At 37.4% G+C, this 24233-nt stretch carries 24 protein-coding genes and 1 pseudogene; 21 read left to right on the plus strand and 4 right to left on the minus strand.

Features of this window, described 5'->3' with window-relative positions; translation table 11 throughout:
- Positions 1-9 precede the first annotated feature (9 nt).
- From H9631_RS16690 to H9631_RS16750, 13 genes and pseudogenes are all read left to right on the plus strand, one after another.
- Positions 10-381 (plus strand): hypothetical protein, encoded by a 372-nt coding sequence (locus H9631_RS16690; RefSeq protein ID WP_191814814.1) that lies wholly within the window; start codon positions 10-12, stop codon positions 379-381.
- Positions 382-826: 445 nt separating this feature from the next.
- The gene (locus H9631_RS16695) at positions 827-2293 is read left to right on the plus strand and encodes an alpha/beta hydrolase family protein (protein WP_191814816.1); all 1467 of its coding nucleotides are present in this window, start codon (positions 827-829) and stop codon (positions 2291-2293) included.
- A gap of 255 nt (positions 2294-2548) precedes the next feature.
- Entirely contained in the window at positions 2549-3304 is a 756-nt protein-coding gene (locus H9631_RS16700) for a DUF2087 domain-containing protein (protein WP_191814818.1), read from the plus strand.
- 22 nt (positions 3305-3326) lie between these two features.
- A complete protein-coding gene (locus tag H9631_RS16705) occupies positions 3327-3683 on the plus strand; it encodes a GIY-YIG nuclease family protein (RefSeq protein WP_191814819.1) in 357 nt (118 codons plus the stop codon).
- Positions 3684-4049: 366 nt separating this feature from the next.
- A complete protein-coding gene (locus H9631_RS16710; RefSeq protein WP_191814821.1) occupies positions 4050-5609 on the plus strand; it encodes a helix-turn-helix domain-containing protein in 1560 nt (519 codons plus the stop codon).
- Between the two features lie 159 nt (positions 5610-5768).
- Entirely contained in the window at positions 5769-6818 is a 1050-nt protein-coding gene (locus H9631_RS16715; RefSeq protein ID WP_191814823.1) for a FecCD family ABC transporter permease, read from the plus strand.
- Positions 6818-7828, plus strand: a complete 1011-nt coding sequence (locus H9631_RS16720; protein ID WP_191814825.1) for a FecCD family ABC transporter permease — start codon at positions 6818-6820, stop codon at positions 7826-7828. The genes H9631_RS16715 and H9631_RS16720 overlap by 1 nt, the downstream gene beginning before the upstream one ends.
- A gap of 13 nt (positions 7829-7841) precedes the next feature.
- Positions 7842-9557, plus strand: coding sequence for an ABC transporter ATP-binding protein (locus H9631_RS16725; protein ID WP_191814827.1), 1716 nt, complete (start codon positions 7842-7844; stop codon positions 9555-9557).
- 13 nt (positions 9558-9570) lie between these two features.
- Positions 9571-10362 carry an ABC transporter ATP-binding protein gene (locus tag H9631_RS16730; RefSeq protein WP_191814828.1) on the plus strand — a complete coding sequence of 264 codons (792 nt, stop codon included), beginning with the start codon at positions 9571-9573 and terminating at the stop codon, positions 10360-10362.
- A gap of 2 nt (positions 10363-10364) precedes the next feature.
- A complete protein-coding gene (locus H9631_RS16735) occupies positions 10365-11264 on the plus strand; it encodes an iron-hydroxamate ABC transporter substrate-binding protein (protein WP_191814830.1) in 900 nt (299 codons plus the stop codon).
- Positions 11265-11277: 13 nt separating this feature from the next.
- Positions 11278-12030 carry an ABC transporter substrate-binding protein gene (locus H9631_RS16740; protein WP_191814832.1) on the plus strand — a complete coding sequence of 251 codons (753 nt, stop codon included), beginning with the start codon at positions 11278-11280 and terminating at the stop codon, positions 12028-12030.
- 12 nt (positions 12031-12042) lie between these two features.
- Entirely contained in the window at positions 12043-12978 is a 936-nt protein-coding gene (locus H9631_RS16745) for an ABC transporter substrate-binding protein (RefSeq protein WP_191814834.1), read from the plus strand.
- Positions 12978-14031, plus strand: a pseudogene (locus H9631_RS16750) (NAD(P)/FAD-dependent oxidoreductase). The gene H9631_RS16745 and the pseudogene H9631_RS16750 overlap by 1 nt, the downstream one beginning before the upstream one ends.
- A gap of 388 nt (positions 14032-14419) precedes the next feature.
- Here H9631_RS16750 and H9631_RS16755 read toward each other — a convergent pair.
- A complete protein-coding gene (locus tag H9631_RS16755; RefSeq protein ID WP_191814836.1) occupies positions 14420-14842 on the minus strand; it encodes an Rrf2 family transcriptional regulator in 423 nt (140 codons plus the stop codon).
- Positions 14843-15029: 187 nt separating this feature from the next.
- Between H9631_RS16755 and H9631_RS16760 the strand changes: the two genes are divergently transcribed.
- The 3 genes from H9631_RS16760 (at position 15030) to H9631_RS16770 (ending at position 17438) form a co-directional block, all read left to right on the plus strand.
- Positions 15030-15671 (plus strand): NAD(P)-dependent oxidoreductase, encoded by a 642-nt coding sequence (locus H9631_RS16760; protein WP_191814838.1) that lies wholly within the window; start codon positions 15030-15032, stop codon positions 15669-15671.
- A gap of 411 nt (positions 15672-16082) precedes the next feature.
- Entirely contained in the window at positions 16083-16775 is a 693-nt protein-coding gene (locus H9631_RS16765) for a Crp/Fnr family transcriptional regulator (protein ID WP_191814840.1), read from the plus strand.
- 9 nt (positions 16776-16784) lie between these two features.
- Entirely contained in the window at positions 16785-17438 is a 654-nt protein-coding gene (locus H9631_RS16770) for an HAD family hydrolase (RefSeq protein ID WP_191814841.1), read from the plus strand.
- 50 nt (positions 17439-17488) lie between these two features.
- On the opposite strand, the gene H9631_RS16775 is transcribed toward H9631_RS16770, so the two are convergent.
- Complete coding sequence (locus tag H9631_RS16775) at positions 17489-18184, minus strand: Crp/Fnr family transcriptional regulator (RefSeq protein WP_191814843.1); 696 nt, start codon at positions 18182-18184, stop codon at positions 17489-17491.
- An 89-nt stretch (positions 18185-18273) separates the two neighbouring features.
- Between H9631_RS16775 and H9631_RS16780 the strand changes: the two genes are divergently transcribed.
- Complete coding sequence (locus tag H9631_RS16780) at positions 18274-19059, plus strand: HAD-IIB family hydrolase (RefSeq protein WP_191814845.1); 786 nt, start codon at positions 18274-18276, stop codon at positions 19057-19059.
- Positions 19060-19386: 327 nt separating this feature from the next.
- Here H9631_RS16780 and H9631_RS16785 read toward each other — a convergent pair whose 3' ends face one another.
- Positions 19387-20427: an acyltransferase family protein gene (locus H9631_RS16785; RefSeq protein ID WP_191814847.1), complete on the minus strand. Its 1041-nt coding sequence runs from the start codon at positions 20425-20427 to the stop codon at positions 19387-19389.
- Between the two features lie 475 nt (positions 20428-20902).
- On the opposite strand from H9631_RS16785, the gene H9631_RS16790 reads away from it, so the two are divergent.
- The 4 genes from H9631_RS16790 to H9631_RS16805 all read left to right on the plus strand — a co-directional run bounded on the left by H9631_RS16790 (position 20903) and on the right by H9631_RS16805 (position 23233).
- Entirely contained in the window at positions 20903-21712 is an 810-nt protein-coding gene (locus tag H9631_RS16790) for a TrmB family transcriptional regulator (RefSeq protein WP_191814849.1), read from the plus strand.
- A gap of 9 nt (positions 21713-21721) precedes the next feature.
- Positions 21722-22336: a LysE family translocator gene (locus H9631_RS16795; protein ID WP_191814851.1), complete on the plus strand. Its 615-nt coding sequence runs from the start codon at positions 21722-21724 to the stop codon at positions 22334-22336.
- Between the two features lie 105 nt (positions 22337-22441).
- Positions 22442-22837, plus strand: coding sequence for a VOC family protein (locus tag H9631_RS16800; RefSeq protein WP_191814853.1), 396 nt, complete (start codon positions 22442-22444; stop codon positions 22835-22837).
- Positions 22838-22861: 24 nt separating this feature from the next.
- Positions 22862-23233 carry an MmcQ/YjbR family DNA-binding protein gene (locus H9631_RS16805; RefSeq protein ID WP_191814855.1) on the plus strand — a complete coding sequence of 124 codons (372 nt, stop codon included), beginning with the start codon at positions 22862-22864 and terminating at the stop codon, positions 23231-23233.
- A gap of 62 nt (positions 23234-23295) precedes the next feature.
- Here H9631_RS16805 and H9631_RS16810 read toward each other — a convergent pair whose 3' ends face one another.
- Entirely contained in the window at positions 23296-24144 is an 849-nt protein-coding gene (locus H9631_RS16810) for a PhzF family phenazine biosynthesis protein (protein ID WP_318246826.1), read from the minus strand.
- Positions 24145-24233: the final 89 nt, after the last annotated feature.

The raw sequence follows: 24233 nt of genomic DNA on the forward strand, positions 1-24233 counted from the left end.
GTTTAAAAGATGAGCTTTCAAGTCGTATCGAATGATAATGAGTTATTACTGAATATTTCAGGTTGGACAGCAGCGTTGACTATGAGGAAGGAAATTAAAATTCCTTACACCTTGATTGAAGAAATTCGGGTGGGTTCATATAGCTTTCCATGGAAAACTGCCATCAAGCGAACAGGCATTACGACATCGGGTCAGAAAGCCGGAATATTTATAATTGAAGGCAAGAAATACTTTATGGCCTATCATAACGCAAATGAAATCATTATGCTTCGTTTGAAAGAACATGAATTTGATTATGTTGTATTTGAAAGTGGAAATAAAGAACAACTTGTAAATGATATTAAAAAGCATTGCCCTTCAATCAATATTGCACAAATGTAAAAGAGATTGGCCCTTTTTACGTAGCTTCGGGATTCTGGTAGATTGTAGATCATTCTTTTCGCAAGGATGATCTCTTTAGAATTTCTTTGAAGTGTGTTAACTTCATTCAGCATCTCACAACTGTAAATGGTGAGACGAATGTGTATTGATATTCCATTCAGTGGGGGTTCAAACCCCAATTGAATCAAGTTAAAGCTTTCGGCGGATGCCACAGATTTCAAGAGGATTTTCGAACGGTTCTAGATAAAATCAGGGAGCAAAAACCCCAAGGCGACATATTTAAATGGACTGTGCTGTGCCACTTTCACAAATTTGATAAGTATTTGTTTAAGGAAATAAGATAAAAGCTTCCCTCGTGACCCTATTTCATAAGCTTTGACCTTTTAACTCTTATGGATTATAGTTTAGTTTAATTAACTTAACTATATGATAGGAGATGAGGTTTTTGAGATTGCTTGAAGGGGTTTTAATTGTTGTCCATATATTTTGGCTTTTGTCTTTTCTATTCAGGTTCAACGCAAAAGTAAAAATAAGTACAAATTTAGTAGCGTTCATCTTAATGATGATTCATTTTGAGGCGGAAGGTCACCGATGGCAAATGGGATTAACATATGTCTTATTTATCTTTTTGACACTGCTCATACTGAAACCATTCATTCAGAGAAATAGTAAAAAAGTTAAACTTGATAGTGAGAATAAAAAGAAGGTTAAAAAGTTTTGTGGCATTTTGTTTATCCTTATCTATTCGATTAGCAGCTTTGCTTTAGTCATCATGATGCCCGTATTTCAATTACCAAAGCCTACAGGGCCTTTTGAAGTAGGCATGACTTCAAGGCATTTGATAGATGAATCCAGAAGTCAAAATACTATCTCAAAACAAGAAGCCCGAGAAATCATGATACAAATTTGGTATCCAGCAGAGGTGACAGACGATAATCAAAAGATTCAATATGAAGCATTTCCATATGAAGAATGGTCGGGGACGATGGAGTTCATATTTTCTTTTCCACGCTTTTTCTTTAATTATTTAAAATATAACGAATCTAACAGTATAAAAGATATCACAGTCTCCGATCAGGAAAGTAAATACCCGATTCTAGTATTTTCTCACGGATTTGGCAGTACTAGAATGCAGAGTTATTCGCAAATGGAGGAGCTGGCAAGCCATGGATACTTCGTTGTCAGTGTAGACCATACGAATGATGCAGGATATACGAAGTTTCCCGATGGGCGGGAGGTAATGAATCGCGCTGATGCTTACTCTTATTCCTTTAATATTGAAGATGAGAAAGATGTCAAAACGAGATCCAGAGATGTGAGTTTCGTAGTCGATCAATTAACTAAAATAAATAAACAGGACTCTCAAAAGTTGTTCACCGGAAAGATGGATATAGATAGGATTGGAGTTTTCGGGCATTCCTATGGGGGATCAACAGCTGCGCAAGTATTGTTGGACGATCCCAGGTTTTTATCAGGAATCAATATAGATGGGCCCTTGCATGAACCAGTAGCCAGTTCAAGGCTTAAAAAACCTTTTATGTTCATATTAGATGATGATTATCTCTTTCTAACAGATGAAGAAATTAAGTATACAAATGTTACACCAGAGGAATTCAGGGAATATCATAATAAAATTACAGAACTTGCGGATTTTCATTATGAAGAGGGAATTAAAAATGACACATATAGGCTCACTTTTATAGCTGGGGATCATTATACTTTTACAGATTTCCCTTATCTTTCGCCCCTTTTGTCATTGGATATCAATGTCGATCAATTCCATCAAGTGATGAATCAATACATATTGGCTTTCTTCAACCAATATGTAAAAGGTGAAAAAACTGATCCCATACTTTTGAAAGAGAAAAAAGTTGATGAATTTTATTATTTTGAAACAAATATTAAAAATTGAAATAGCCATTTATAGACAACATTGTTTTGAAAACGAGCGGATAAATACAGGAGAGGAATCAGAGGTTAAAAAGCAGGGTTTATAAAACAGGAATCTAGTAATTTACGGCGACTGTGAAACGGGAAATTCACAGCCGCCGTTTTTTTCTTTTGAAAATCCTCGCGGATTGATATATTATAAACGAAGGATAGATTCGTTTGTAATTTAACAAACTAAATTATAATATGTTTGTTTTTTTGAAAGGTGTGTTGTGTGATGGATATTTCAGATGATTTTTGGAGCGCTTCATTAGAAGAGCTTAAAAAGGGGTATAGGCAAGAGGCAGATTCATACGTTTGTCTTTTATGTGGTGAAAGAATCGAAAAAGGGATTATTTACCCTTATGCAGGACTTTATTATGAGGCTGAAAAGTATATGCGTATTCATATTGAACATTCTCACCAATCCATATTTGATTATTTAATGGGCCTCGATAAGAAATTGACAGGGCTGACGGATCATCAGAATCAACTACTTCGCCTTTTTTATCAAGGAAAAAAGGACAAAGAAGTTCAGAAAGAGATGGGCATTGGCAGTACCTCCACGATTAGACATCATCGGTTTGCTTTGAAAGAAAAAGAACGCCAAGCTAAGGTTTTTTTAGCCATTATGGAGCTTTTAAAGGAAAAAGATCAGCATGCACCAGCATTTGTTCCGCCACATAGAACAGCGAAGATGGTTGATGCTCGATACGCTGTTACAGAAGAGGAACAAAAAGAAATTACTCAAAAATTTTTACCTAATGGGATAAGTGGACGATTAAGGAACTTCCCTCCAAAAGAAAAGCAAAGACTCATTATCCTTCGAGAAATCGCAGGACGGTTTGAAAGGGATAGATTTTATACTGAAAATGAAATTAATGGGATTTTAAAGGATATATATGATGATTATATCCTGATTAGAAGATATTTAATTGAATACGGCTTTCTTGAAAGAAAGTCAGATGGAAGTCAATATTGGTTGAAAAAATAACGAATGAAAGTGAGTGCCAATAATGGATCGAAAAAAAGAGTTGAAAGAAATCTATAAAGAAATGAAGATTGAAGCGGGAGTTTATCAAATTAAAAATACTCAAAGTGGGAAAATTTTCATTGGAACGACGAGAAATTTTAAAACATTGAACGGGTTAAAATTCAGTTTAAAAGCTGGCACTTTTACAAACAAAGAGCTTCAAAAAGATTGGAGTGATTACGGTGAAGGTGCCTTCAGTATCGAAATATTAGAAGTACTCAAAAAGAAAGATGACCCATATTTTAATGAAAAAGAAGCTTTGTCAGAGCTTGAGAATAAATGGTTGGACGAACTGCAACCATATGAAGAGCGAGGATATAATAAGAGAAAAAAACGTTAATGATTTCCTTAGGTGGGTGTATGGTATTTCTGTTTATGATCACTGCCAGTTTGCATATTGTAGTATGTAATTAACTTCTTCTGTAAAGCTACTTGATATTTTAAGGTTCATTCATTAGAAGTCTCCCACTTTTACAAGTGTTGAGATGGAAGCATAGCGGTATTTCATTCAGTGGGGTTGAAACCCTACTGAATGAAGTTAAACTCTCCGGCGGATGCCCAGATTTTATCGAACAGAACTCGATAAAATCTGGGCGCATTTGATTTAATGGCTATATTTCTTTTGCTTTTACCAATGAATCTCAATTGTTTCTTTAAGGAACAATTGTTAATATAATTGATAATGATAATCAATTAGGAGAGGGCAATGAACATACAACAACATATGTATGCTGTAGATGATGTCGAAGTGAGTGGAAAGAATACAATTATTCAACATGATAAAGCAATGATCATGTATGTAGCAGAGGGGGAAGTTGAGGTAATAGTAGATCGTCGTCCATTTCACTTAGTGAGTGATTCTTTACTTGTTATTCAAGCACGTAATCAAATTCAAATTAATGTATTAAATGGAGAGTACACTCTTGTTCGTTTTCAAAATTATCATTTAGTCGAACAAGGCTCGCGGTTAGTTTATGAGATGGATGCGTTAAGGTTTATACATGAATTTATTTACTATCAAGGTGTAACTGACACAGTCGTAGAGGCATTAGCAGCTTTAGAGAAAAGGAATACAATATACAACTTTCAAACATTGTTATTGCAAATAAATAAGTTATATGAGATTTATGAGCGTAATGGAAAGCAGCATACTTTTGAGGAAGTTGTACAGTATGTTAAAAAGTATGCACATACTAATTTAACACGTGAGCTAGTCGCCAAACGATTTGGCTACAATGCTAATTATTTTTCAGAGAGCTTTAAAAAAGAAATCGGCTGGGGATTTAATGAATTTTTATCGCATATTCGTTTAGAAAAAGCAAAGTTATTATTACTGAGTTCTTCACAAACGATCCAAGAAGTTGCTAGAAATGTAGGTTATCGAGATAGTTTATATTTAAGCCGAAAATTCAGACAGCAAGTTGGGATGGCTCCAAGTAATTTTAGAGATCATACCCGTCTTGAGAATATCGTAACGTTACAGTTTACAGGATCATTACTTGCAACGGGAATTAAGCCCAGGGCTTTCTTGTCTGCCTATTATAATGTGCCGGATGTTATTCGGCCTCATGTAGAAAGTGCTATTTCGCTTTCATCTAATTGGTTGAAAGAGGGTGTTGTATGGGACGGTAAGAAACCTGATTTAATTATCGCTTCAGTCCATGAGTATCCGAATAAAGCCTACATACGTAATTTAGAAAAAATTGCGCCAGTAGTTGCTTTAGAATGGGATACATATGATCGAATAGAAGAAGTACGAATGATAGGGAAATTGGTTGGGCGTGAGGCGCAGGCTGAGGCATGGATTAATCAATATGAACAGAAAATAAAGGAAGCGAAATATGTATTAAAATCAGTTTTGTCTCCAAAAACAACTGTTGGCGTATATGAACTACGTAATCATGGCCGAATTGGAATTTGGCGTTCAAACTCGAGGGGCGCTTATAATATTTATGAAATGTTAAAACTAAAACCAAATCCTTATATTAAAAAAGAGATATTAATACCTGACCGGGGAAAATTGATTGAAGAAAGTGAATTGCCACTTTATGCAGCAGATGAGATGTTTGTAGTCGTGCATTGCAAGGAACAAGAGCATCGTTTCTTTAGTCAAGTATGGCAAAATTTACCTGCGATGAAACAGCAAAAAGTTCACATGTTACGGCTTGAGGATTTTTGGTCTAGTGAAGGGGTCTCCCTAGAAGGGCAACTTTCTATTCAAATGGAATATTTACTTGGTAAAAGAAAATCTGATATTTATCTATAAAGAACTCATGAGAATTGTCTATAGTAATTTAAATAGGAGATTGCTATCATTTAATTGATAATGATTATCAATTCAGTGCTAGGAGTCAATCACACCACGCTGAAAAATAGAGCGTGGTTTTTTATTGGACTATTTTCGAGGAAAAGGTGAGTAGGAACGATGGAGGCAGCAAAGGAAAATGTAGGTTTGGCAACTACAGAATCGCAAATGCGAGGACGCCCGTTTGCGGCAACACTGATCTTAACTGCAGGAACTATTTTTTTGCTGTGTAGTGTAGCTATTTCTATCTCATATGGTGCTGCTGATATTAAGCTGAGTGATGTTTGGCAAGCTGTGTTTAGTTTTGATGGTAATTCACAAGACCAGCAAATCATACATGAATTACGTTTGCCGCGTGTAATAGGTGCTCTGTTAGTAGGGGCCAGTTTTGCTGTAGCAGGTGCGATCATGCAGGGGATGACAAGAAACCCGCTTGCTGATTCTGGTTTACTTGGTTTGAACTCAGGAGCCGTTTTAGCCATGGCCATTTGTTTTGCTTTGTTTCCCAAAACACCATATGCAATGTTAATAGTATTTTCTTTTTTAGGAGCAGCGGGCAGTGCAATGTTAGTGTTTGGTGTCGGGTCGATGGCCAAAGGCGGTTTAACCCCATTGTGTTTAGTGTTAGCAGGAGCGGCGCTAAGTGCATTATTCGGTGCATTAAGCGAAGGAATTGCTCTATATTACCGAATCGGGCAAGACTTGGCATTTTGGTATGCGGGCGGGGTTTCAGGTACTCGCTGGTCACATCTTTTCATTATGGCTCCCATTGTTGTTCTTGCAATTGGTGGCGCTGTTGCTATTTCACGCTCGATTACCTTACTTAGTCTAGGTGAAGATATTGCAATAGGACTTGGACAAAAAATAAAGCATATTAAATTATTTGGTACGCTGATCGTTTTAATACTTGCAGGATCGGCTGTTTCAGTTATAGGCCCTGTCGGGTTTGTCGGGTTAATTATTCCACATTTGACTCGCTATATCGTTGGGGTAGATTATCGTTTTATTGTTCCATGCTCAGCTGTACTCGGAGCACTTTTAATGGTATGGGCTGATTTTATCGCACGCATGATTAATCCGCCTTATGAAACACCGGTCGGCGCATTAATCGCTTTAATAGGAGTTCCGTTCTTTCTTTATCTTGCACGTAAAGAAAGGAGAACACTGTAATGAGAGATCGAAAGCTAAAGCGCAATATAACTGTGATGATTATTTTTGCTGTACTTATTGTTATTACATTTTTAATTAGTTTAAACACGGGACATATTCGTTTGTCTCCTAGTGAAGTAATTAATACATTATTTGGAAACGGTACAAACAAGCAAAATTTAATTTTATTCGAATTTCGTTTACCCCGCATTGTGCTGTCGGTTTTGGTCGGTGCAGCATTAGCGATTTCCGGAACGGTCTTGCAAGGTTTATCACGTAATGCTTTAGCAGATCCCGGGATTTTAGGAATTAATGCAGGTGCAGGCTTAATGGTATTGCTTTATGTCGCCTTTTTCCCAGCGGCTACAGGTGATTCTATTTTATTTTTACCGATTTTAGCATGGGTGGGAGCAGCAATTACAGCAACTGTAATTTATCTTCTTTCTTATAAGCGTGGTGAAGGAATTTCGCCAACCCGCCTATTATTAACAGGTATCGCTGTAGCAGCAGGTATTAGTGCTTTTACGATTGTTATTACGCTGATGCTTTCGCCAGATGACTATCAATTTGTTGCAACTTGGATGGCAGGCAGTATCTGGGGATCAAACTGGAAGTTTGTCATGGCATTCTTGCCGTTTTTAATCGTATTATTGCCATTCGTTATGTATAAAGCACCTGTACTAAATATTTTAAACATGGGTGATGAACTGGCCAATGGTTTAGGTGTCGCCGTGGAACGTGAGCGACGATGGCTGTTGTTTGCAGCTGTCGGTTTAGCAGGTACAGCTGTATCAGTCAGCGGTGGTATTGGATTTGTTGGATTAATTGCTCCCCACTTAGTGCGTAGTTTAATTGGTCCGAAACACCAATTCTTATTACCTACTGTTGCGTTAGTAGGAGGACTTTTAGTACTGATTGCGGATACAATAGGACGTTCGATTCTACAGCCTTCCGAAGTTCCGGCAGGGATTGTCGTTGCTGTTATTGGCGCACCATACTTTTTATATCTATTAGCACGTTCCAAAACGTGAGGAGGTTACGACGATGGTTAGGCAATTTTTCGCCTATTACAAGCCATACAAGTGGCTTTTTATTGCAGATTTCTCAAGTGCAATTATTGCAGCGCTGTTAGAGCTGGCGTTTCCGTTAGCTTTGAATCGTGTGATTGACGATTTATTGCCAACAGGTGATTGGAAAACCATTATACTTGCTTGTATTGGATTGTTTGCACTTTATGTATTAAGCGGGATCTTTCACTTTGTCGTTACATATCACGGACATAAATTAGGGATTAATATCGAATCGGATATGAGGAAAAAGTCTTTCGATCACGTACAGAAGCTATCATTTCGCTTCTTTGATAACAATAAAACTGGACATCTTGTATCGCGTATGACGAATGATCTAATGGACATTGGTGAGATTGCTCACCATGGGCCCGAGGATTTATTTATTGCATTAATGACATTAACGGGTGCATTTGGATTAATGTTATCGATTAATTGGCAATTAGCAATTTTAACATTTATTATCATCCCATTTTTAATTTGCTTATCCATTTACTTTAGCCGAAAAATGTCGGTGGCATTTGGACAAATGTTTAAAGACATTGCCGATTTTAATGCGCGCGTCGAAAATAATGTCAGTGGTATACGCGTTGTCCAAGCTTTTGCTAACGAAGACCATGAGATTGCTCGTTATGCAGAAAATAACGAACGCTTTCGTCGCACTAAATTAGTGACGTACCGGGTCATGGCTTGGAATGCCTCTGTTAGCCATATTTTAATGAAGGGTGTATCCATTTTTGTTCTAGCCTGCGGCACTTGGTTCGTCATTAATCAATCGATGACGTTTGGTGAGTTTATGGCATTTGTGGTGTTGTCGAATATTTTCTTGAGCCCAATTCAGCAAATAAACTCAGTAATCGAAACATATCCAAAAGGTGTAGAAGGTTTTAAACGTTTTCAAGAACTGTTGAATACACCACCGGATGTGGAAGATCGTGAAGATGCGAAGGACATTGAAGTTGTTAAAGGTACGATTCGATATAACAATGTGCATTTTGCTTATGAACAAGATGAAGTCTTACTGGATAATATTAACTTTTCTGTAGAACAAGGCGAAACAGTGGCGTTAGTCGGACCATCAGGTGGTGGTAAAACGACGATTTGTAACTTACTGCCGCGCTTTTATGATGTAACAGCCGGTAGCATCACAATTGATGGCATTGATATCCGTGATATGACGCTGCAATCACTGCGGCAAAATATCGGTATCGTCCAACAAGACGTATTTTTATTTGATGGAACGATTCGTGAAAACATTGCGTATGGCAAATTAGATGCTACAGAAAATGAAATTTGGAAAGCAGCACGTCAAGCACAGATGGAAAACTTAATTTTAGAAATGCCGAATGGCTTAGATACGTTAATCGGTGAGCGAGGCGTTAAATTATCAGGTGGACAAAAACAACGTCTTTCCATTGCCCGCATGTTCTTAAAAAACCCACCAATATTAATTTTAGATGAAGCAACTTCGGCATTAGATACCGAAACTGAAGCTGCAATTCAGCAGGCTTTAGCAGAGTTATCCGCAGGACGTACGACATTAGTTATTGCGCACCGTTTAGCAACGATCAAAAATGCTGACCGTATTTTAGTCATTTCAAAAGCAGGTGTAGAAGAACAGGGGACACATCAGCAGCTGCTAGTGAGTGGCGGTACGTATAGTCGCTTGCATCGGGCACAATACGGGAGATAAGGAGGTAAAAGCAATGCAGCGTTTGTTAACGAAAGATCTATCAATAGGTTATGGAGATACGACAATTGTTAATGAATTAAATATTGAAATACCCAATGGAAAAATTACAGCATTAGTTGGTGCAAATGGTTCGGGGAAATCGACTATTTTAAAGACAATGGCTCGATTAATGAAGCCGAATGCAGGCAGCGTGCTTTTAGATGGAGAACAGATACATTTAAAATCAACTAAAGAAGTGGCGAAATCTCTAGCGATTTTGCCACAAACCCCTACAGCACCAGATGGTTTAACTGTCTATGAGCTTGTTGGGTATGGGCGTTATCCTCACCAAAAAGGTATGGGATCAATGTCGAAGGAAGACCGGGATATAATCGAATGGTCCATCGAGGTGACAGGTATGTCAGCCTTTTATGACCGAGCTGTTGACCAATTATCAGGTGGTCAACGTCAACGTGCGTGGATTGCGATGGCATTAGCACAACAAACAGACATTTTATTTTTAGATGAGCCGACAACTTTTCTGGATATGGCACATCAACTTGAAGTTTTAGCTCTGTTACAAAGACTGAATCAACAAGAAAATCGGACGATCATTATGGTTGTTCATGATTTAAGTCATGCAACACGTTTTGCTGATTATATGATTGCGATCAGGCAGGGGACTGTCATTCATGCAGGTTCCCCGAAAGAAGTTGTGACAACTGAAGTATTGAAACAAGTCTTTCAAATCGAAGCAGATATTATTGAAGACCCGCGTACTGGTGGGCCATTTTGTATTCCATACGACTTGGTGAGAGGAAGATAAGCATGAAACGTTTTATCGTTATAACGACAATTTTATTACTTGTTTTAAGTGCATGCAGTAAGGAGAGCAAGAATGACACGGATGCAAATGACTTAGTGGCTTATAAAGATGATAGCGGTGGAACTGTAATGGTACCAAAACATCCTGAACGTATCGTAGTCCATGCTAATTCATATGCTGGTTACCCGTTGGCTCTAGGCGTAACACCAGTTGGTTTGTCTGACTTTGCGATGAAAAATGACTATTTTGCTGACTATATAAAAGATGTTACGAACATTGGGGATAAGCCGCTAGAAGCTATTTTGGAATTGAAGCCAGATTTAATTATTGCGTTTACAACAACGCCTGATTTAGAGGAACTTGAAAAAATTGCTCCGACAGTAGTCTATGAACCGGTAAAGCGTGACTTCAAAGAACAGTTAGTAGAAATAGGTAAGCTGATTGGAAAAGAAGAAGAAGCTGACAAATGGATAGCTGATTGGAATGCAAAAATCGAAGCAGATAAAAAGAAGGTTCAAGAAAAAATTGGTTCATCTACTATTTCAATTTTAGGAGTAGGAGATAAAGAGGTTATAGCCTATGGAAATCGCTATAGCCGAGGTGGCGAAATTATTTATGATGAGCTTGAATTAACAGCACCAGAAGCTGTTCAAAAGTATGCGATTGAAGGTCAAGGTTATGCGGCATTGTCATTGGAAAAATTAAATGAATATGCGGGAGACTATATTTTTATCGAGGATAATGCTAATTTCAGAGAAACTGAAAAAACAGCGATTTGGCAGGGGTTAGAAGCTGTGAAGCAAAATCGCGTTTTCATGATTGATGAAACAAACGATTACTTCAATGACCCTATTTCATTAGAAGCACAACGTAAATCTATTGTAGAAAGCTTAATGCAGTAGGGGGCATTAGTACATGAAAAAAAGGCCTATTGTCTTTTTTATGCTTTGTATGAGTATGCTTATGGCTTGCTCGAGTGAGCCAGATAAAGTGGAAGAAATGCGTACAGTCAAGACGGCAACTGGAGAAGTGAGTGTCCCCGTTAACCCAGAACGCATCGTTGTTATTTGGAATGTCGGCGATGTTTTAGCAGTAGGTGCAGAGCCGGTCGGTGTATCTTCAACAATTCTGGAGTACAACGAAATGTTGAAACCACATATACCCAAAGATGCGGAAGGTAGTGGAATGGAAGGGCAAGTTTCAATGGAAAAAGTCCTAGAATTAGAGCCAGATTTAATTATTACTTTTAATCAAGAAGCTGTAACAGATTACGAAAAAATTGCTCCGACTGTTTTATTTAATGTATCGAATTATAACAGTATGGAAGAGCGCGTGACGGAGATGGGAGAGATTTTAAATCGCCTAAAAGAAGCGAAGGCTTTCTTAAATGATATGAAAAATCGGGTTGAAACAATGCGAAAGAAAGTGTTACAAGCCGTGCCAACAGACGCGACATTTACAATTATTAATTCTAAAGACGATAAAAATGCCACGTTGGAAATAGAAGATGGCGGTGGTGAGGCATTATACAATTTATTAGGTTTATCTATGCCTGAAAATCTTCAAAAATTATTACAGGACAAAGATGAAACACGCTTAACTATGTCATGGGAAACAATTAATGACTATGCAGGTGGAGGAAATAGGGGAAAAAATCATAGAAATTGAGGGAGACCAACAATGAAGAAGCTATTGGTTTCAATAATATTTTTATCATTACTGCTAATGTTGGGGGCGTGTTCAAAAACAGAAGAATCTAGGCAAGAAGAGTCTAAGGGAGAATCTCTTGAGACACGCAAAATCGATACAGTGATGGGAGAGGTTGAAGTTCCGGAAAATCCTGAACGCGTTGTGGTGGACTGGGATTTAGGACATGTTGTGGCGCTAGGTATTGAACCTGTCGGTGCATCAAAAACAACTTTAGATTATGGTTTACTACTAAAACAATTTGTCACAGATCGCACAGAAGAAATCGGACAAGATGGTCAAGTTTCATATGAAAAAGTATTGGAATTAAACCCGGACTTGATTATCACATGGGATCGCGAACAAGTGGAAGAGTATAAGAAAATTGCCCCGACTGTTGTTTTTGAAACACAAAACTATGATGGTATTCATGACCAATTAACAGCAATGGGTGAAATTTTAAACAGACAAGATGAAGCGGAAAAATGGCTAACAGATTTTGATGAGCGCATTGCAAAAGCAAAGGAAAAAATTGAAGAAGTTATACCGGCTGATGCAACCTTCACTATTAAAGACGCGATGGTTGTTGGTGAAACAGCTGAACGTGGAGGATTAGCAGCTTATCAGGTTCTAGACTTAACACCACAAGAAAAAGTGAAAAGCGAGTTAATTGATAAGGAAAAAAACCGCGCTGAAGTATCGTGGGAAACAATTAGTGATTTTGCTGGTGACTATATTTTCCTCATTACGCAAGGAGAAGATGCTAAAACAGAATTACCTAGCCTATGGAATTCATTAGATGCTGTGAAAAAAGGACATGTTGTAGAGCTATATGTAAAAGAATATTTTACCGGCGACCCTATTTCAACATTATTACAAGCGGAAGATATGGCTGAAAAAATTTCAGCACTAGCTAAGGAGGAAAAATAATGCCGGAATCAGAATTGTATGATGTAACTATTGTCGGTGGAGGACCGGCTGGCATGTATGGTGCATTTTATAGCGGAATGCGCGATATGAAAACAAAGTTAATTGAGTATAAATGAGGAGCTGGGTGGGCGCATGTTAATGTATCCAGAGAAAATGATTTGGGATGTCGGCGGCGTAACCCCCATTTTAGGAGAAAGGTTGATTGATCAGTTAAAAGAACAGGCTCAAACTTTCGATCCGACGATTGTACTTGGGCAAAAGGTAGTCGATGTAACACGTGATGTATTTGCTCATTTTTTATTAACAACAGCTGATGGTACACAACACTATTCTAGAACAGTTATTTTGGCAGTAGGCTATGGCGCACTTTCATTACAAAAGTTAGAAATTGAAGGGGCAGATCGCTATGAAATTAACAACTTACACTATACGGTACAAGAAGTTGATGTGTTCCGTGATAAAAATATTGTAATATCTGGCGGAGGCAACTCAGCTGTGGATTGGGCTAACACGTTTATTCCTATCGCCAAAAGCGTTACAGTTATTCATCGGCGTAATGAGTTTGGTGGTCATGAAATGAATGTGCGTAAAATGAAAGAATCTAGTGCACGGATTTGTACCCCTTATGAAGTGGTCAAATTACATGGCAGTAATGACGTCATAGAAGAAATTACGATTCGGCATCTTGAAACGGAAGAAGAAGAACGTTTTGCAGTTGACGAAGTGATTGTGAATCACGGTTTAAAATGCGATTTTGGCGCATTAAAAAAGTGGGGAATCGAAATGAAAGATGATCTCGCTGTAGTGGATAATCGCTGTGCGACAAACATTCCCGGAATATACGGTATAGGTAATTTTGTAAATTATGAAAGTAAAGTACGTTTAATTGCAGGCGCATTTACGGATGCTGCATTAGCTGTAAACAATGCCAAATTATTTATCGAACCTGATGCTCCCGAAGCAGCATATGTATCGTCACATAATATCTGCTTTAAAGAACGCAATAAACAACTTGGTTTAGATGACGACAATTATCGGGAAGTAAGGGGCTAAGAGCATTTTTGGAGCTTGGGCCTATCGAAAAAAAGAGGGATGTCCAATTCCTCTTTTTTTCATGCGCGAAATCGATATAAAAGTAACTCAGTCCTATAACGCCTCTATCTATCCCTCTCTTTCACTACAATTAAAATAAGAATAACAGGATAAGGGCTTGGAGGAACACGCTTTTCAAAATAAAGATCTCAAGCCTAGCGTCATTGGAACTTCATCAGCAGGAGTCTCCCATTTCAGTAAATGGAGAGATGAATATTCAATTCGGTGGGATTCAAACTCCGGCTGAATAAAGTTAGAGTCGCCACAGATTTTATCAAGCGAAACTTGATGGAATAGCGGATGATCTGATCATTTTGGATTTTTTCTTTTACCCTACAACCCGCTTATGCTATTTATCCGTAACATCCTTCACCACATCATTAAGGGTCACATTTTTTAAAACCTTTTCCATGGCTGATTGTGCTGTAAAAAACAATGGTTCTATTGTTTTCTGGATATTCTTTCCTACGAGGCAATCTGGATTTGGATTGTCATGTATACTAAATAACCCTTTATCATGAACGACATTGACAGCCTTATACACATCAAACAAGGTAATATCTGATAGTTCTTTTGCCAGTTTAGCTCCTGCAATACCAGGCGATACTTCTATTAAGCCGGCCTTTTTAAGCATGCTCATAATCCTTCTTATCACGGCAGGGTTCGTGTTAACACTCGAAGATAAAAATTCAGAGGAGCTTGTTCCTTCTTTGTTTAATTCAATTAAGGTCAGTATGTGAATGCCCACTGCAAATCTGCTACTGATAGACAACCTTAGTCACCTTCTTTATAATATCTCAACTCGATCTTTATCATTCATGTAATTAATTTGATTACAAGTTTATTATAGCGTAAAAAAGGACGTAACTAGAAATAGTGAAGCTGTTGACAGGAAGAATACTTGTAACTATAATGATTACATGTAATCATTATAGTTGCAAGTATTGGAGGGATTTTATATGAAGATTGGTATTATTGGGGCAAGTGGTAAAGCCGGAAGTCTTATTTTACAAGAAGCTGTTGAAAGAGGGCATGACGTCACTGCAATTGTTAGAGATGCATCTAAAGTTACAAATAAACAAGTGACAGTAGTAGAAAAGAACATCTTTGACATAAAATCACGAGATATAGAGGCTTTTGATGCAATAGTGAATGCATTTAATGCTGCACCTGGACAAGAGCTTCAACATGTTGAAGCCGGAAGAGTTTTAATCGAAGCACTAAAAGGTGCTCAAGATACGCGATTGGTAGTCGTGGGGGGGGGAGGAAGCCTTTATGTAGATGAAGTAAAAAAAGTTCGAGTGCTGGAAACGCCTGATTTTCCTGAAGCCTATTTTCCAACAGCTTCAAACATGGCTGCAAATTTACAAGAACTTAAAGATACCAGCGACATAAAATGGACTTATATAAGCCCGGCTGGATTTTTTAATCCAGAAGGTAAACGAACTGGTTCATACACAAAAGCTGGGGAGGTACTCACTCTAAATTCAAAAGATGAAAGCTACATTAGCTATGCTGATTATGCTATTGCCGTATTAGATGAAGTTGAAAATGCAGAACATATAAATCAACGATTCTCTGTTGTTGGAGAAGCTGAATAAGTTTTGGAATGCGGGATCATGAAGTGGATTTAAGCCGGGTGAAATCAAGTTTTTAATTTGATTTTACCCGGCTTATTTATTTTGAAGCATGGATCTATCTTGCTATGGCATAAAAAAAGATTAAATAATTCTTTCTCTCTGAAATTGAAAGTCGTTTCAGGAAGCGGTGCTTTAAAATAGAATGTTTTTTTATTAAAGTGATAATCATCTTCATGTGATGCTTGGTGAATCGAATAGCCATTGAATGCTGATAATCTAAACGAATACTGATCATAAAAATTTTAGTGAAATGGAGAAGAAGCTAGTGCTTATTTCTATTAAAGGGGATAAATTTCATTTTTGGGACATATGTCCTGTAATGAAAGCTATATTTTAATATATGCTAAAAACAGAAATAATGAGGTGTACCGGGTGAAGGAGATAGTTGATAGAAATTTATGGGGAGATTATTTAAAGAAGATCGATTCTCGAGTATCGCTCGACCAAACCAAGGTAAAATTGATTGAATTTGAGCCGGGAGAGTGTTTATGTGAGCAAGGATATCCATTGGACTATCTGTTCTTTCTTGTAAAGGGAAAGGTGAAGATTTATGTTACCTCACCAGAAGGTAAACGATTAATTGTTACGTTTAATCGTCCAGTTCAGATATTTGGAGATATTGAACTCATCCAAAAGGTGAATGTACTCAATACAATTGAAGCTGTTTCAACGGTACACGCATTTGTTATCTCAGTAGAAACCGCTAATAAATTATGTATGGAAGCAGCATTTAATCAATACTTACTTGAGGTAGTTGGACGTAAGTTTTTGACAAAATCAATGACTCTTTCATTTCATTTGTTGAATGAGGCAGATGTGCGTTTTGCTAGTTATTTATTTTCCATTTCACATAATGAAAATGGGCAGTTTTATCAACCGTTTATTGCTAAAAAAAGCCTTAAGGAAATAGCTGGATTTATTGGAACAACAGTACGGCATCAAAACCGGATTATACAAACTTTTCAACAAGAAGGTATTCTTGAACGAGCTCCCGAGGGCATCAAGATTTTCAACCCCATTTTATTAAAAGAAAAAGCAAAAGATAATTTATATGAAATGCAGTGAGGAGAGAAAATGGATACATTTATTTTTGATTTTGATGGTACGTTAGCAGATTCGAAACAGTGCAGTGTACTGGCTACGAAAGCAGCCTTTCAAGAAATGGGACTTACGCTGCCTGATCAAGAAGTGATTGAATATTATATGGGGATTCCGATCGAAACTTCGTTTAAGGAAATGGCAAATAGAGAGTTAACCAATGATGAATTTGAGCAATTGCTTGTCGTGTTCCGTCAAGCATATAAAGAATTTGAAAATGATTCGTTAATGCTTTTTCCAAAAATGAAAGAAGTATTAAAGGTTTTAACACAAAACAATGTTAATTGTTTTGTTGTATCAAGTAAAAAAACAGATGTATTATTTAGGAATTTAACATCACTGGATATTGTTGGATTTTTCAAAGATTGGGTTGGATCAGATCAAGTTAAGCTGTATAAGCCGCACCCTGATGGCGTTTTATCAATTGTGGAACGGTATGATTTGGATGCTTCAACATGTATCGTAATTGGTGATGCGATATTTGATATTCAAATGGGGAAGGCAGCCGGTTGTAAAACCTGTGCTGTTACATGGGGGAGTCATACGAAAGAACAACTGCTGCAAGAGAATCCTGACTATTGTATCGACGAGGTTTCGATGTTGGTGAACCTATTAGAAAAGAACATGTGATGCTGAAGAGAGAAATAAGTATTCAACAAAAGAGGAAGATTGTTGAATACTTAATAACTGATCCCATTGGATATTATTTCTAATGTTTTCATATCTAATATCCGAATCGCATTGTCCCTTCTTTCAATCACTTTCCTTTCAGTCAGAGAGTGAATCACTCGATTAAGGTGACGATGTGTTGTACCAAGCAGGTTTGCAATTTCTAAGATATTAGACGTTTTTAACTCTTTGCCGAATTCGTTCTCAGGTCCATGAGACATCGTAGATAAAAGATAACTTGCAAATCTATTCTCAACTGAGGCTAGTAAATTAACACGAGAAGCCGTCGTACATGTTTGAAGTTTATAGCTAATATGATCTAAAATCATGTGTAAAAATTTGGAATTATCTTTTTCGTGCTTATTAATATAGTCGAATGGCAGTCCGATGAGTAAGCAGTCATTCACTGCTTCAATTTGAGATTGGATAGGAATGTTGCGAATCCATTCTAAATCTCCCACAATGGAAAAGGGTTCGCTAAAGCGGAGCAATAGTGATTTTCCAGTTTCTATACTTGAAGTGACTTTTACTTTTCCTTTTACCAAAAATAATAAAGTTTGAGCCTCAGTTCCTTCATATAAAATAACTTCACCTGATTTGTATTGATACAGAGCAAATGGGATTTGTTTGTCTAAGTCAAAGATATGACCCAATTGAAATTCATTCAGCATGACATTCATAAGATCTGAATCACTAATAAGTTTCATTGAAAGCACCCTATCTGGACAATTGTCCTTTTCATTATAAGATAAACTGTTATGATAAGAACAATTAAAATTTGTTGGAGTGGAAATAAATGAAATTTGTTTTTGATTTAGATGGGACCATTTGTTTTAGAGGGATACCTGTTTCAGATAAGATTCTTGACAAGTTGGAACAATTGGTAGAACTGGGGCATGAAGTGCTTTTCGCTTCTGCAAGGCCAATCCGTGATTTGCTTCCAGTTCTACATGAACGTTGCCACCATTATTCAATGGTAGGCGGAAATGGAGCCATCGTTGCAAGCCAAGGAAAAATCATCTCTACCACAGGTTTTGATGAAACGACTCTTTCAAAACTGATCACTTTAATCAATATGTATGATGTTACTTATTTAATTGATGGTTCATGGAACTATGCATATACGGGGACAACTGAGCATTCTATTATTCGTAATCTTGATCCACACAAATTGGCTAAAAATGTTACCCTGGGCGAACTGCACCCAATAATAAAAGTATTAATGTTGACCTCAAATAATATGGAAAAAGTAAAACAAGATCTTGATGCACTGGATGTCGTAGTGAACGTTCATAGCAATGAAAGAGTTTTAGACATAAGCCCTAAAGGAATAAATAAATGGACAGGATTACAACAACTTGGTGTCACTGATGGAGAATATGTAGCGTTCGGCAATGATGCAAATGATATTACAATGTTTCAACATGCGAAACATTCCATTATGATAGGTGAAAACCCTCAACTAAGCCCCTTTTCAAAAGAAGCATTGCCATTGAACGATTATATTGAGGACACTATAATAGAAAAATTAAAGGAACTCGGAAATTTGTATCTTCCTTCTGCCAGGAATCTGGTAACGTGAGAGCCCTGACGCGTAACATGTGCAGAAATAGGTCTTCGCACGATAACTCCGGGATTCGCACGATAAAAGTGAATATCGCACGATAACTCCGGGATTCGCACAATAAAAGTGAATATCGCACGATAACCCCGGGATTCGCACAATAAAAGTATTTTTCGCACAATAACCCCGAATTTCGCACAATAAACATAATTATCGCACGATCCCCAGAACGCGAACCCAATATGGGGTTCGCGTTTGCAATACATGCCGGAATCTGCATTAGAATCTGTTCAAAATAAGCATGTTTGCCATCGCTGATCTTGGAGAAATAAACTGGATTGAGCCTTAAGCTGTTTGTTCGATAAGCTTGGATTGGCCAGGTTTCTTTTTTCCTCTTCTTATTTTACCAACAATGAAAGCTCCAAAAGGCAAATAGGAAATCAATTTTATTGTAAAAATGGATGCAGCCAGTGAAACGGCAAATAATAATAAAACACTGGCAAAGTAGCTGGAAAATAATCCATTAAAGTATGGGGCGAGAAGCCGCTGGTATTGCCAATGCAATAAATAAATGCCGAACGAGTAATTACTGATAAGATTAACTAGCTTACTTTCGGGAATCTTTTGTCCCCAAGCAAATATTGCTAAGCAGAAGGAAATGACCACTGGAAATAAATCCATCCTTCTGGAATGTGTGCCAGTTACAAGACCAGAACTATATGAGTAATATAGGAAAGCAGCTGATAGTATAAACAGTACTAAAGTAAGCCAACGGTATTTCAATAGTGTTTTTGAAAGTGTCTTATAGTATTTTCCGATTAAGTATGCAACAGTGAAGTAACCGAACCAAGCAATGAAGGGAATTCTCAAAACATGTGAATAGTTGTCCAATTTGATCAGCCCTTCATTGATTGCAAATAAATAACTGAACATCAATATTAGACTTAGTGGTAATAACCATTTCATCGATAATTTAAATTTGGTTACCAAGAATTGAAGTGCATAAAACTGAAAAATAACCAGAATAAACCAGCCGACAAAATTTCCGGTGAGTATGTTTTCTACGATTTTTTCCTCAATCACTACATTGTTGTTCAAATAATGAGTTACGAAGGCATCAACTACTGCGAAAAATAAAAATGGAATAAATATAAAGCTTCCTCGCTTTCCCCAGAAACTTTCAGGCAGGCGCTGTGGATAGCGATTAGCTAAAATTACAATAGATAAAACGATAAAAGCTGGCGTAGCCATGCATAAGAGGATTCTGCCATAGTAATAAAGATCAATATGCGGATGTTCGATTACCTTTGACAGCTGAGTTGTACTATGAAGAAAAACTATACTTAAACAGGCTAGTGTTCGCAATAAATTCCATTCCTTGATCATATGGTACCTCCATAATTTTGGATAGTACCTCAATATAATTCACTCTTATATCGCCTTCAATATGAGTGTTTTGGAAGTGGTGGAATTATCTTGAAATGCTGCTGTGACTGTATCAATGGATAATGTGTAACTGAAGTGTCCCATTTTTGTCGGTGGCGAGGTGAATGCATAATGGTATTGCATTTAGTGGGGGTCCAGACCCCTGGCTGAACAAAGTTTGAATGCAGATTTTTTAGATGAGCGAGCTCGAGAAAATCTGGGTGCATTTGAAATAGTACAAATTGAAATCAGGACTGTTACCAAGGATGACACTCAATAAATTTACGGACCATAATGTAAAGCTGGCAACGGTAATTGTGTTTGCCAGCTTTATTTTGTACTAAGTTAAAAGTACTCAGGATTTTTATTGACCTGAACCATTTATTCATTTTATTATAGTAGTAATATGAATAACAACTAAAAAGGAGCGTGAAATATGGAGCATTTAATCGGAACGTTTGAAGAAATTGGATTTTCCAAAAATGAAGCAAAGACTTACATGGCGTTACTGAAAGAGCCGGGGATGAATGGTTATGAAATCAGTAAAAAGAGCGGTGTACCGCGATCTATGGTTTATGCCGTTATCGATAAATTATTGGCAAAGGGAGCTATCATAGAGTTGCGTACTGAGACATCAACATATATTCCACTATCTGTAAAAGAACTGATAGCAAATAGAAGAAAGGAAGCAGAGAATACACTCGATTTTCTTGAGAAAGAATTGCAATCGGTTGAAAAGCCGGCCAAAGTAAATGTAATTAAGCATATCGAGGAACGTTCCCAGATCATTGGTGCTATGAAAAAACTGATATTGAATGCAAAAGAGGAGATCTGGCTTTCTGCATGGGAGGAGGAAATCGAGGAACTGCGCAGCTCAGCTGAAATCCAACTTGAAAAAGGGATTCATATGTATTCGCTGCTTTTTACACAGCAAGAGACAGCGTCTTTCGGAAAAGCATTCTATCATCGTCCGAATACGTCTTCTATTGAAAAACAGAGAATGGGGCAAAGATTAACGATTGTTATTCAGGATCATCTGGAAGTGTTAATTGCAGGATTCATTGATGGTCAGACTCCACAAGCAATTCAAACGACTGATCCAATGCTGGTTATATTGGCAAAAGAATATATCCGGCACGATATGATGATGAAGGTTGTAACTGAAAAATGGGGGAGTGAACAGCTTGATTCACTATGGCGTGGGAATGAATTAATTACTTATATTGTCCATAATATAAAGAGGTGAAGAGGTTCTATGTATCTGGAGATTTTCTTGATAGGTATTTTGGCAGCTTTATCGCCAGGACCTGATTTTGTCGTTGTGATGAAAAACAGCTTGGGGATGGGCAGAAAAAACGGTATGGCTGCAGCGTTAGGAATTGCCAGTGCATTGATTGTGCATGTTTCCTATACTGTTTTGGGCTTCACGATCATATTGGAAAAATGGCCGTTTGTCTTTAATATGATCAAACTGCTTGGAGCTGTCTATTTACTATGGTTGGGATTCCAAGGAATCCGTTCGAAAGCCAAATCGAACGAATTGCATATAGGACAACTACTTAACCGGTCTGCAGGGCAGAGTTTTCGTGAAGGTTTTTTATGTAATATTTTAAACCCTAAATCAGCTTTGTTCTTTCTTAGTATATTTTCACAATTTATTGGACACAGCACTCCTGAATGGATGCGTTGGATATATGGCGGGGAAATTATATTAGCAGTCGGACTTTGGTTTATTCTGCTTGCGATACTTATTTCTAATCACTATTTCAGAGGTATTTATCGAAAATATATGCATTGGTTTGATCGCGGCCTTGGTGTCATTTTAATTATTTTTGCAGTAACTATTGGAGTAACCGCATTTTCGAGTTAATGGGAAATGAGGATAAAAGTTTCCTATTACTATAGAATTTTTTCCTGAAATAATTATAATAAAATTAAGAATTCATTGCATGATAGTAAAGATAGGAGGGAAATGATGGGAAGATTAATTCATTTTGAAATTCACGTTGATGACATGGATCGAGCAAAGAAGTTTTATGGCGAGGTATTTGGATGGTCATTTCAAGACTGGAGTGATTATGCAGGAATGCCTTACTTTGGAGCGGTGACGGGCAATGAAAGTGAACTAGGGATTAATGGTGCATTGATGCAGCGGCAGAGTGCTTCGCCAGAAGCAAATCAACCGTTAAATGGATTTGCTTGCACAATGGGAGTAGAAAATTACGATATAACAGAAGCTAGAATTATTGAGAAGGGCGGTAAGGTCGCTATGCCTAAATATGCTCTTCCTGGAATGGCGTGGCAAGGATACTATCTGGATACCGAAGGCAATGTTTTTGGCATTCATCAACCCGATGAAAATGCAAAATAAAACTTAATAATAGGTGAATGAAATATGAAATCACTAGATACGGCAGGTGTACTTGAAAAGTTGCGCAATATTTGTCTTGCGCTGCCTGAGACTGTTGAGCATATCGATGGTTTCGGTCACAATACTTTTAAAATCAATGGTAAATCATTTGTGATTTCAGGTGAAAATAAGAACGGGTTCGGTGTATCCTTCAAGTCTGACCATGAAACCCAAGCTTTACTGCTGCAAAAAGAGAAGTTTTTTAAAACTCCGTATATTGGGCGGCATGGCTGGGTATCTTTCCAAAATCCAGTGGAGGAAGACTGGGAGGACTTGACAGATCTTATTCAAGAAGCCTATTTGCACGCGGCACCGAAGCGTTTGGTGAAACAATGGATGGAGTTCCAAGATAAGTAAAGAAAGGTAAAAGCTTTGCCTTTCTTTACTTATTTTAGTTTAGTGTATAGTCTGAAAAAGGATTATAACCATTTGCCTTCTGCTACAATAAAAATGCTGCCTCCTACTTGTATTACAAAGTTGTCATCTTTCTTCTTAGCTTTAACTTTCAACAGAGATGGTCTTCCAATGGAATAACCTTGTTCAACACTATAGCTGATATTATTTTTATTAAAAAAGTTGTGCTTTAATAAGTAACCTGCTAAGTTTCCATTGGCACTGCCCGTTGCAGGGTCTTCTAAGTGACCGGAAGTAAACATAAAAACTCTTGTGTGCAGGTCGTTTTCAGAATGCATCGTTTCATCTGTAAAAACGAGAAGGTTAGCATCTCCGACTTTTTCTAACATTTCATCATATACTTGATGATTTACTTTGCATTTATTCACCGCATCCAAGGTCTTCAGATTCACAATAATGCTTGGTAAGCCTGTTGAAACTACTTGAATTGGATAGTCGTTATTAATATCCTCTATATCAATTTGCAAAGCTTTAGCAATTGTTTCACTATCAAATTCAGTGCCGAAAACAGGTTGATTTTGTGTCATCCAGGCATATTGATCTTCAAGTACTACAGGAACTTGTCCCACTTTAAGATTTAGTTTAATCTCAGCAGCTTTATGATCTTCAAATAATTGTTGAATGATAAAAGCAGTTCCAATTGTAGGATGGCCTGCAAACGGTATTTCTGAGTCAGGTGTAAAGATTTTTACATCATACCCACCGTTCTCTTTTAATCCAGACATAATGAAAGTCGTCTCTGAAAAATTGATTTCTTTTGCAATGGCCTGCATCTCTTCTTGCTCTATATTTTCATCAGGGAGACAAACGGCTAATTGGTTTCCTTCATATTTATTCTCTGCAAATACATCCACAATATAAAATTTCGGTTCTATACTGAATGTGGTGGTCTCCCTTACTGCTAAGCAGTTGGGAGCACATCTGAAAAAACAAAAAAATACAC

The organism is Bacillus norwichensis, from assembly GCF_014836955.1.
Taxonomy (GTDB): Bacteria; Bacillota; Bacilli; order Bacillales; family Bacillaceae_C; genus Siminovitchia; species Siminovitchia norwichensis.

Coding starts and splice junctions, on each gene's coding strand:
- H9631_RS16690 (WP_191814814.1), top strand. CDS start 10: ATGAGCTTTCAAGTCGTATCGAATGATAATGAGTTATTACTGAATATT.
- H9631_RS16700 (WP_191814818.1), top strand. CDS start 2,549: ATGGATATTTCAGATGATTTTTGGAGCGCTTCATTAGAAGAGCTTAAA.
- H9631_RS16705 (WP_191814819.1), top strand. CDS start 3,327: ATGGATCGAAAAAAAGAGTTGAAAGAAATCTATAAAGAAATGAAGATT.
- H9631_RS16710 (WP_191814821.1), top strand. CDS start 4,050: ATGAACATACAACAACATATGTATGCTGTAGATGATGTCGAAGTGAGT.
- H9631_RS16715 (WP_191814823.1), top strand. CDS start 5,769: ATGGAGGCAGCAAAGGAAAATGTAGGTTTGGCAACTACAGAATCGCAA.
- H9631_RS16720 (WP_191814825.1), top strand. CDS start 6,818: ATGAGAGATCGAAAGCTAAAGCGCAATATAACTGTGATGATTATTTTT.
- H9631_RS16725 (WP_191814827.1), top strand. CDS start 7,842: ATGGTTAGGCAATTTTTCGCCTATTACAAGCCATACAAGTGGCTTTTT.
- H9631_RS16730 (WP_191814828.1), top strand. CDS start 9,571: ATGCAGCGTTTGTTAACGAAAGATCTATCAATAGGTTATGGAGATACG.
- H9631_RS16735 (WP_191814830.1), top strand. CDS start 10,365: ATGAAACGTTTTATCGTTATAACGACAATTTTATTACTTGTTTTAAGT.
- H9631_RS16740 (WP_191814832.1), top strand. CDS start 11,278: ATGAAAAAAAGGCCTATTGTCTTTTTTATGCTTTGTATGAGTATGCTT.
- H9631_RS16745 (WP_191814834.1), top strand. CDS start 12,043: ATGAAGAAGCTATTGGTTTCAATAATATTTTTATCATTACTGCTAATG.
- H9631_RS16760 (WP_191814838.1), top strand. CDS start 15,030: ATGAAGATTGGTATTATTGGGGCAAGTGGTAAAGCCGGAAGTCTTATT.
- H9631_RS16770 (WP_191814841.1), top strand. CDS start 16,785: ATGGATACATTTATTTTTGATTTTGATGGTACGTTAGCAGATTCGAAA.
- H9631_RS16775 (WP_191814843.1), bottom strand. CDS start 18,184: ATGAAACTTATTAGTGATTCAGATCTTATGAATGTCATGCTGAATGAA.
- H9631_RS16780 (WP_191814845.1), top strand. CDS start 18,274: ATGAAATTTGTTTTTGATTTAGATGGGACCATTTGTTTTAGAGGGATA.
- H9631_RS16785 (WP_191814847.1), bottom strand. CDS start 20,427: ATGATCAAGGAATGGAATTTATTGCGAACACTAGCCTGTTTAAGTATA.
- H9631_RS16790 (WP_191814849.1), top strand. CDS start 20,903: ATGGAGCATTTAATCGGAACGTTTGAAGAAATTGGATTTTCCAAAAAT.
- H9631_RS16795 (WP_191814851.1), top strand. CDS start 21,722: ATGTATCTGGAGATTTTCTTGATAGGTATTTTGGCAGCTTTATCGCCA.
- H9631_RS16800 (WP_191814853.1), top strand. CDS start 22,442: ATGGGAAGATTAATTCATTTTGAAATTCACGTTGATGACATGGATCGA.
- H9631_RS16805 (WP_191814855.1), top strand. CDS start 22,862: ATGAAATCACTAGATACGGCAGGTGTACTTGAAAAGTTGCGCAATATT.